Here is a 9990-nt window from a genome sequence, read left to right on the forward strand (position 1 = left end):
CGGTAGTGAAAACTTCAGTTCCCGATTCATCCATCATTTCGAGCGCGCGACCACCACCACGTGCCACACAGGTTAGAGGATCTTCTGCCACGATGACCGGTAGGCCGGTTTCTTCCATCAGCAGACGATCGAAATCCCTTAATAACGCACCACCACCGGTTAATACCATGCCACGCTCTGCGATGTCAGCACCCAACTCGGGTGGTGTTTTTTCCAATGCAGTTTTTACAGCGCCCACGATACCAGCCAGGGGTTCCTGCAATGCTTCCAGAATTTCATTGCTGTTAAGCGTAAAACTCCTGGGTATACCTTCGGCCAGATTTCGACCTCGCACTTCGATTTCCCGTACCTCATCGCCTGGATAAGCACTGCCAATATCGTGTTTAATGCGTTCCGCGGTGGATTCGCCGATCAAGGTACCGTAATTACGCCGTACATAATTGGCGATTGCCTCATCAAAACGGTCTCCACCAATACGAACCGAAGCAGAGTACACGATACCGGCCAATGAAATGACTGCGACTTCCGTGGTACCGCCACCAATATCCAGGATCATGGAGCCGTTGGCTTCATGTACTGGCATGCCAGCCCCGATAGCGGCTGCCATGGGTTCTTCAATGAGATACACTTCCCGCGCGCCAGCACCGGCTGCTGATTCTTTGATCGCTCGACGTTCTACCTGGGTGGAGCCACAAGGCACACAGATCAGCACACGTGGGCTGGGGTGTAGAAATTTGAACTTGTCCTTATGGACTTTGTGGATGAAATGCTGAAGCATTTTTTCCGTCACGGTAAAATCAGCGATAACACCGTCTTTTAAGGGGCGAATTGCCTGAATATTACCCGGTGTTCGGCCTAACATGCTCTTGGCCTCAAGTCCTACGGCAGCAATATTTTTGGGATTACTCGTGCCACGTTCCATACGGATGGCGACTACGGAAGGCTCGTCCAGAACGATGCCTTGTCCCTTTACATATATAAGTGTGTTGGCTGTCCCTAAATCAATCGACAAATCGTTTGAAAAAGTGCCACGTAGTTTAGAAAAGTATCCCAAGATATTGAACTCACTAGTGAATGTTAAGATTGCGCTAATTTATCAGTGCACGCGCTTTTGGGCAAGGCACCAATTGTGTTAACGTCTCAAGTTTTAAACATATCGGCAAAAATTTATCGGCATTTAGCAGGAAAACTGGAAAAAATAATATGTCGCTCACAAAACAAGATGTAGAAAATATAGCTCACCTCGCAAGACTCGCAATTGATGAGGCTGATATACCCAATTATGCGAATAATTTATCCAATATCCTCGAACTCGTTGAACAGATGAACGCCATCGATACTGCCAATGTGGAACCAATGGCTCATCCTCTGGATGCTGTACAACGTTTGCGCAAAGATGAAGTCACCGAGGAGAATCAACGCGAACACTACCAGCAGGTGGCACCGCTGACCGAAGCGGGTTTGTTCCTGGTGCCCAAGGTTATCGAGTGACAATTTAAATCCATTAGTTTAAAACCGTTTTGTTAAACCATTGTTGTGAAACCATAGTCGTGTTACTGAGAACTGGGTCACACGCAAGCCAGTTTTTAACAGGTAGATCATCACGGGCGCAAAATATCACAAGCGCGAAACATTGCAAAACAGTATAGACCTAAAACGCAAAGAATATTTCATACTGGAGTTTTAATGCATAACAAAACCATTGCTGAACTGGCGAAGTCTCTGGCTTCCGGTGAATTCAGCAGCGAAGAACTAACAAGCCATTATCTTAAGCGAATCGATCAATTGGGTGATCAACTCAATTGCTACGTGACGGTTACTGCGGATTTAGCGCTTCAGCAAGCGCGCGATGCCGACCAGGACAGGGCAAAAGGTAACGCACATGCTTTGGCGGGTGTGCCTTTATTGCACAAAGACATCTTTTGCACCAATGGTGTTAAAACCAGTTGTGGTTCCAAAATGCTGGATAATTTTTCCGCGCCTTATGATGCAACCGTTGTCAGCAAATGCAAACAGGCCAACATGGTGATGCTCGGTAAAGCCAACATGGATGAGTTTGCCATGGGTTCGTCCAATGAAACCAGTTTTTACGGGCCGGTGAAAAATCCCTGGAATATTGAAACCGTTCCCGGTGGTTCATCGGGTGGATCAGCTTCTGCTGTTGCTGCACGATTGGCACCTTTAGCCACCGGAACAGATACGGGGGGATCCATTCGTCAACCGGCAGCTCTGTGTGGTATTACCGGACTAAAACCCACCTATGGTCGTGTATCCCGCTATGGCATGATTGCCTTTGCATCGAGTCTCGATCAGGCGGGACCCATGACGCGTACCGCGGAAGATGCAGCGTTATTACTAAATGTAATGGCAGGCTTCGATGAGAAAGATTCGACATCCGTCGATCAACCCGTACCGGATTATTCCGCAACATTGAATGATAGCCTGGACGGTTTAAAAATCGGATTGCCAAAAGAATATTTTGATGAAGGCCTCGATAGTGATGTCGCCAAACTGGTTGACGACGCCATTAAACAATATCAGTCCATGGGTGCTGAATTAGTCGATATCAGTTTACCCAATACCAAGACGGCAGTGTCGACTTATTATGTTGTGGCTCCAGCGGAATGTTCATCTAATTTGTCCCGCTTTGACGGTGTGCGGTTTGGTTACCGATGTGAAAATCCCAAAGACCTGGAAGACTTGTACAAACGCTCACGCGGTGAAGGTTTTGGCCAGGAAGTTAAACGCCGCATTATGATTGGGACCTACGTACTTTCGGCGGGCTATTACGATGCGTATTATTTGAAAGCACAAAAACTGCGTCGCTTAATCAGTGACGACTTTAAGCAGGCCTTTGAAAAAGTGGATGTGATCATGGGGCCGACTTCGCCTACTACCGCGTTTAAGATTGGTGAACGCATGGATGATCCCGTATCCATGTATCTTTCCGATGCCTATACTATTGCAACAAACCTGGCGGGGCTGCCGGGTATGTCAATTCCCGCGGGATTGGTCAATGGATTGCCTGTGGGATTACAAATCATAGGCGGTTATTTTCAGGAAGCCAGGTTACTAAACGTAGCTCATCAGTTTCAGCTACAAACGGATTGGCATAAGCTTTGTCCTGCAGGATTTGAGTAAGACTACCGGGAATATTTATTATTTTGATAAACCAGGTTTCATTAATCGAGAGTATGATATGGATTGGGAAGTAGTAATCGGACTGGAAATTCACGCGCAACTGTCAACCAAAAGTAAAATCTTTTCCGGTTCATCGACCGCCTATGGTGCTGAGCCTAATACGCAAGCCAATGCAGTGGATCTGGGATTGCCGGGTGTTTTGCCTGTGTTGAACGAAGAGGTAGTGCGTATGGCAGCCAAGTTTGGTCTGGCGATTGGTGCAACTGTTGCGGAACACTCGGTATTTGCCCGTAAAAATTATTTTTATCCTGACTTGCCCAAGGGCTACCAGATCAGTCAGTACGAGTTACCTATAGTGCATGATGGCAAACTGGATATTGTTCTGGATGATGGTGTTACCAAGACGATTGGTGTTACCCGGGCTCACCTGGAAGAAGATGCGGGCAAATCCCTGCACGAAGATTTTCACGGCATGACAGGTATAGATTTAAACCGTGCCGGCACACCGTTACTGGAGATTGTCTCGGAACCCGATATGCGTTCTGCGCAGGAAGCTGTGGCATATATGAAAAAGATACACTCCCTGGTGCGTTACCTCGAAATCTGTGATGGTAATATGCAGGAAGGTTCGTTTCGTTGTGATGCCAATGTATCAATTCGCCCCAAAGGTCAGGAAGAGTTTGGAACTCGCACCGAGTTGAAAAACATCAACTCTTTTCGCTTTGTGGAACGCGCCATCAATGTGGAAATTGAACGTCAGATTGATGTCATCGAAGGTGGCGGTAAAGTAGTGCAGGAAACGCGTTTGTACGATGCGGACAAAAATGAAACCCGTTCCATGCGCACCAAGGAAGAAGCAAACGATTATCGTTATTTTCCTGATCCTGATTTATTACCGGTTGTTATTGATGAGAAATACCTTAACGATGTGCGAAAAACCTTACCGGAATTGCCTGACGAGAAACAACATCGCTTTGAGGCACATTACGGGTTAAATGCTACGGATGCCGGGATTCTCACAGCAAGCCGGGATATGGCGGATTTTTTTGAGAGCGTGGCGAAGATCAGTGAAGAGCCTAAGTTATCAGCCAACTGGATCATGGGTGATTTGCTGGGCGCGCTTAACAAAAATGATCTGGATTTGTCGCAAAGTCCGGTTACTGCAGAGATGCTGGGCGGTATGCTAAAGCGTATCGCTGACAATACCATTTCCGGCAAGATTGCCAAGGAAGTGTTTGAAGCCATGTGGCAGGGCCAAGGTGATGCCGATACTATTATTGAAAAACGTGGTTTGAAGCAGATTACCGATAGCGGCGCCATTGAAAAAATTATTGATGAAATAATTGCCAACAATCCTGGGCAGGTAGAACAATACCGGAGTGGCAAGGATAAAGTATTCGGTTTCTTTGTCGGGCAAGTAATGAAAGCCAGCAAAGGCAAAGCCAATCCCCAGCAGGTCAATCAATTGCTAAAAGATAAACTAAAATAAGCAATATTTATCTACCGGGAATACCAGGCTAAAACTACTTCACCTTTTCCAGGACTTCAGCAAGGCCGAGTCTTCTAATAAGTGTTGCTTGATCTAGAATATAATTATGCATGATGGTGATTTGCATCAACGGTTTTTATTTGAGTATCTGGCAGTACGCGGTGAGCTGGTGCATCTCAATCAATCATGGCAGGAAATTCTTAAGCGCCATGAATATCCCGAGAACATTCGAAATATTCTAGGTGAAATGGCCGCGGCAGCCATGCTCCTCTCCGCAACGTTAAAATTCAAGGGCTCCCTGATTATGCAAATCCAGGGTAATGGCCCACTGTCGATTGCCGTAATTGAAGCGACCAGCGAGCGCACCTTGCGAGGGTTGGCTCAGTGGGATGGTGATATATCCAGGATGAACCTGCTGGAAATGGTGGGGAAAGGCACACTGGTAATCACTATTGATCCAGAGGCTGGTGAGCGTTACCAGGGTATCGTTGACCTGGGTAGCGGTGATATTGGTCAGGCACTGGAAAATTATATGTTGCGATCGCAACAACTGGATACCCGTCTTTGGCTTTATGCGGACGGTTCCTGTTGCGCCGGTATGCTACTGCAGAGGATGCCTGATGATATTAGTGGCGATAACCTGGTTGAAGATGAAGACGCCTGGTCGCGGGTAACCCAGCTGGCCAATACAGTAACGAACGACGAACTCGCCTTGCTACAATTTGAAACCCTTATTAGACGCCTGTTTCACGAAGAAGATGTTCGTATATTCGAAAAAGACCCGATCAGTTTTCGCTGTTCCTGTACACGGGATCGCGTTGCCGATATGTTGCGAATGATAGGCTACGAAGAAGTGCAATCTATCTTGAAATCTGAAACCAACGTGGGTGTCAACTGCCAGTTTTGCAATCATTATTATGAGTTTGACAAGGTGGATGTTGAGGAAGTATTTGCGGCCAATGTAGCATCCGATAAACCCACGACAAAACATTAGCCGGGTATACGGTCAGGTTAGTTCAGCGCCGGTACACCTTTCTACGAAACGCTTTTACCTTTTAACTAAGATACATAGTCCCATGAAGAATGAGACTGGTCGTCTACATTGACGTACATACGTACCTGGTTCCTGCCTTTGCTTTTTGCCTGGTAGAGTGCTTTGTCGGCATTGTAGAGCAGGTTTGTCAAACTTTCATCGGGAGGCAGGGAAGTGTCAGCATGACTAACTCCAATGCTGGTGGTTTGAGGGATAATTGTGTCCTTAAACGCGGTAGGATTTTGTTCCAGCGTGCTGCGAATTTTTTCAGCCAACAGGCGACTGCCTTCATGGGAGTCATTGATGCTAAGAATCAGGAATTCTTCACCGCCAATCCGGAATACATAATCATTAGCGCGTGATGTTTCCTTTAACAGTTGTGCCAGGTGTGTAAGACACTGGTCGCCGGCAAGATGGCCATGACGGTCATTGATCTGTTTGAAATGGTCGAGGTCCAGCAGGATACCAGACAGGAACAGGTGATCCCGTTGTGCCTGCGCCAGTAAGCGTGGAAAAATGTCCTGCAGATATCGGCGATTATGCAGTTTGGTTAGCGAGTCGGTAATAGCTGACTCTTCCAGCTCCTGGTGTATGCGGTCGATTTCTTCCTGCTTTTCACGTAAGGCCTGCAGCATTTCCGCAAACTGATTGGATAATATACCGATTTCATTTTTTTCATGCGACTGGTTCATGACCGGTAAATTGCCATTGGCAACAGCGCGAGTAATGTAAATTAACTCTGTTAACGGGCGATTGAAATTTCTGACGATGATTAATCCCATCCAGAGTATGGCAAATGCGCCAGATAAGGTTAGCAACAATACAATACGGCTGTGACGTTCCAGTTTCTCCAGTAAATCACGCATCGACACTCCGTACCAAAGGTTGGCAATTTTGCCAGTAGCACCTGTTAGTACAATGGGACGAACCTGGTAAGATTCACCATTGACGTCGAGCAGACCATCAATCAATGAAAACTGCTGACTTTCCGCTCCGGGCAGGTTGGACTGAAGTATTACACTGTCATCTTCAATAAACAAATAACCGCCGCTGTATTGTTGATGTTTCTTGAGCCAGACGTTGTCAATGATATGAGTGAGCGCCACAACACCGAGGCGCGTGCCCTGATATGAGATTGGCGCCCAGGTGATCATTTCCAGTCCCTTGCCGGACTGGATATAAAAGATTGGTTTGCTGGAAACTTCAAGATGGTTGACCAGTTCTCTGGCCAGGTCCTGGTGTTCGTTGCCTAACAGTATTCTGCCATTATTGCCAAGAATTATTCGCCGCTTAACGGGAAGCCAGCCATAGTGGCGTTTGTATAAAGATTTCAGGGCTTCATTGTCGGTACCAACTTTTACAACCATGAATACGTATTCTTTGATACGCAGGTCGTCGCGCACGATCTCGGCGTAGTGGAGCAACTCGTTCTCTTCCATTTCGAGATTACCGTTTAGTAACTGGGCAGTGTTGGTGACACTGTTTTCTGCTTCTTCCAGAATTACGTTACGTGAATAGATATAGGTATACACCAGGGTGGCTGTTAAGAAAGCCACCAGTAAAATTGTATATGCTATTAATCTAAACCGGTACGTCGACAACATAGTTAAGCTACGGGATCATTTACTTGGCAAAATTTATTTCTTCATTGACAGTTGTCGTTGCGGGTTTAAAGGAAGCAACTGATACTGCTTTGCAACGCGGCGAAACGCGGGACCAGTTTGTGCCTCTTGTATGAGTTTGACAACATCCGGTGACGGATCCTGCGATGTGATTGCAGACATTTGACGGAAAAATGGATAACTGCCGTTCTTCAGATTTTCAGCCGTTGGCGCGACGCCTCCCACCTTAATGGCCTTGACCTTGTCGTTGGGTTTAAATTTCCAGGTGGAGCCGGTATGACCGATGGAGCTTTTAAAATCATTAATACGTTGCACCATGGCGGAAGCGCTTTTGACATTCAGGCGTTCCTGGCGAAATTCCTTTTTGCCGGGAAGAATGGTTTTCCAATGTCCCGGACGTTTTTTGCAATGCAGGCGTGTTACCAGCACGATAGGCTCATCGTTTCCGCCTACTTCTTTCCAGTTCAGAATGTCACCTTTAAAGATTGCTTTTACCTGTTTGACACTAAGGTTATCTACTGGATTAGTTTTATGTGTCAAAATTAGTATTGGTTCTTTGGCGAGCGGGTAAACGATCAATTTGTGTTTTTCAATTTCCTCGTCCGATAAAGGGCAGCAAACAAAACCAAAGGTTTCATGACCGATCGTGTTTTGTTTGGCAGCCTTGATGCCAGCATTACAACCAACACCCAGCATGGAATTTTCACCAAACAGGATGGTTTCGCGTCCTGTTGCGCGTTCCAGATCTTCCTTCAATGCGTCAAATACGATCCACGCAAAGTGTGCTCCCGCACCCATAAGGGGATTGTTTTCATTGCTTTGCTCTGCTTTGGCTATGCAGGTGATGCTGACGAGCGTAACCGCGCAAATAAGAATTAGAAAAAATGTATAGTTCTGGCGAGCAATCGAACGAAACATGTGGTGGTCCTCTTTAAGAAATTACTGTTTAACCACTTGGCTAATTGTTATTCATACTTCTTTACAGCTATCGGTTATAAACTGACAAACTTTAAATTCACAGCTACGTAAAATTATGATTTTTCGAAGAATATTTGCTGCCAGGAGGGAAAATGAATTACAACGTGAAAACATCTCTGCGGTCTCTGCTTATGCTATTGCAAAACAACAACATGTATTAAAGGGTACTGCCTGCTTCATATTTTTTATTTAAACATAGAACTAATGCTTTTATAAAGTAATCTGATATAAAAAATAATTATAAAATTGCTACGCGTAACGATTAGCTTTGTATGCTCGTCAAGACCCAGGAATATTCCTGTTAGCCCAACATATAGGGCAAAATATACCTAAAAAAGTCCATATAATGCTAATTGGCAGGACAATTGTGACCACTACGTTCCACTTTTTCGGGTAATTTTTGAAAAACAATAAAGGTGGAAATGTAAGTTGGATTTATAGTGACAATACTAGGATAAGTGGGAACATATAGGGCAGGCAGGATCCTTTTTCAGGTTGATTGTGCGCCATTCCATGGTTGAGCCATCCCAGATAAGCAATTTCCCTTTTAGATCTTTTCCCACATTTAGCAGGATTTTCAAGGTTTCGACGGCCTGAATACTCCCAATAACGCCGACGATAGGCGCTAAAACTCCACTTTCACTGCAAGATTCGTGGATTTCGGGTTCATCCTTGTATAAACAGCGATAACAGGGGCTGTCCGCCTCATCGTTGCGAAACACGCTCACCTGGCCCTCCATGCGGATCGCGGCACCCGACACCAGTGGTTTGCGCATTTCGACGCAGACATCGTTTAATAAGAAGCGAGTCTTAAAATTGTCACTGGCATCCACCACCACGTCGATATCTTTCAATCGTGCAAGCAAGTCGTCCCGTGTTAAGCGTTGTTCAATTGGCTCGATTGCCACGTCGGGATTAAGTGCGCGGAGCGTTTGTTCAGCTGATCGGGATTTTGGGCTTCCGATATCAGTTGTGCGATGCGCAATCTGGCGCTGCAAATTAGAAAGGTCCACCCTGTCATCATCACAGAGTATCAGCGTGCCAACACCGGCCGCGGCCAGATACATGGCAACGGGTGAGCCAAGTCCACCCAGGCCGATGATTAATACCCGAGAATCCAGCAATTTTTGCTGACCGGTAATATCGACCGATGGCAGCATAATTTGCCGGCTGTAGCGCAGCAATTGTTCATCATCCATAGCAATAGTTTAATGCGATATGGGGAGTAAGAGAACGATAGAATGACTAACTATAGCGCCGGAGATGCGTGGGTCGCTCGTCGCGACAGCCATGGGGAAGTTGATTGTAGCGGTTGATAAAAATTTCCAGCGTGGATTTGGACTCGGCGTGATCATAACCCAGGTTAGCCAGCTGAGTGTCTTCTGCGTAATAGAACAATGCGCGTTTTAATTTGCTCATCACGCTATTGTCCAGGTGAAATCCTACTTCTTGCAAAACATCCTCGATGTCGCACAGCGTAATTTTGCAAATATGGTAGGAAATGCTTATGGCAAAATCGTGGACTCGGATCGCCTCAAAAATACCTTCAATATCATTCAATAGTGTTATCGCTGCGCTCGCAGGATCACTATCTTGTTGCGGTGACATGAACAGAATATCCCGCCGCTTGATGAGATCTTCATTATCAATTGCCATACTTTCATCGTAGCGACTCGCGGTGAATAATCAAGTAAAAATCGTAAGGATAATTTCTTACTTTGCCGCTA

General features: G+C 46.0%; 9 protein-coding genes. 4 read left to right on the forward strand and 5 right to left on the reverse strand.

Translation table 11 applies throughout. From position 1 onward, the window contains the following. On the reverse strand, window positions 1-1012 hold a 1012-nt coding region (locus ACWVCM_RS09230), incomplete at its 3' end, for a rod shape-determining protein (protein ID WP_455201458.1). A gap of 191 nt (window positions 1013-1203) precedes the next feature. Between ACWVCM_RS09230 and gatC the strand changes: the two genes are divergently transcribed. From gatC to hslO, 4 genes are all read left to right on the forward strand, one after another. Next, window positions 1204-1491, forward strand: coding sequence for an Asp-tRNA(Asn)/Glu-tRNA(Gln) amidotransferase subunit GatC (gene gatC / locus ACWVCM_RS09235; RefSeq protein WP_455201450.1), 288 nt, complete (start codon window positions 1204-1206; stop codon window positions 1489-1491). Between the two features lie 195 nt (window positions 1492-1686). After that, window positions 1687-3141, forward strand: a complete 1455-nt coding sequence (gatA, locus tag ACWVCM_RS09240; protein ID WP_455201451.1) for an Asp-tRNA(Asn)/Glu-tRNA(Gln) amidotransferase subunit GatA — start codon at window positions 1687-1689, stop codon at window positions 3139-3141. A 58-nt stretch (window positions 3142-3199) separates the two neighbouring features. Next, window positions 3200-4630 carry an Asp-tRNA(Asn)/Glu-tRNA(Gln) amidotransferase subunit GatB gene (gene gatB / locus ACWVCM_RS09245; RefSeq protein ID WP_455201452.1) on the forward strand — a complete coding sequence of 477 codons (1431 nt, stop codon included), beginning with the start codon at window positions 3200-3202 and terminating at the stop codon, window positions 4628-4630. A 106-nt stretch (window positions 4631-4736) separates the two neighbouring features. Beyond that, entirely contained in the window at window positions 4737-5624 is an 888-nt protein-coding gene (gene hslO / locus ACWVCM_RS09250) for an Hsp33 family molecular chaperone HslO (RefSeq protein ID WP_455201453.1), read from the forward strand. Between the two features lie 65 nt (window positions 5625-5689). Here hslO and ACWVCM_RS09255 read toward each other — a convergent pair whose 3' ends face one another. The 4 genes from ACWVCM_RS09255 to ACWVCM_RS09270 form a co-directional block, all read right to left on the reverse strand. Further along, window positions 5690-7219, reverse strand: coding sequence for a diguanylate cyclase (locus tag ACWVCM_RS09255; protein ID WP_455201454.1), 1530 nt, complete (start codon window positions 7217-7219; stop codon window positions 5690-5692). Window positions 7220-7300: 81 nt separating this feature from the next. Continuing rightward, window positions 7301-8203 (reverse strand): substrate-binding domain-containing protein, encoded by a 903-nt coding sequence (locus ACWVCM_RS09260; protein WP_455201455.1) that lies wholly within the window; start codon window positions 8201-8203, stop codon window positions 7301-7303. Between the two features lie 509 nt (window positions 8204-8712). After that, complete coding sequence (locus ACWVCM_RS09265) at window positions 8713-9462, reverse strand: HesA/MoeB/ThiF family protein (RefSeq protein WP_455201456.1); 750 nt, start codon at window positions 9460-9462, stop codon at window positions 8713-8715. A 46-nt stretch (window positions 9463-9508) separates the two neighbouring features. Beyond that, entirely contained in the window at window positions 9509-9919 is a 411-nt protein-coding gene (locus ACWVCM_RS09270) for a hypothetical protein (protein ID WP_455201457.1), read from the reverse strand. Window positions 9920-9990 lie beyond the last annotated feature (71 nt).

It is taken from the genome of Kaarinaea lacus, from assembly GCF_975902315.1.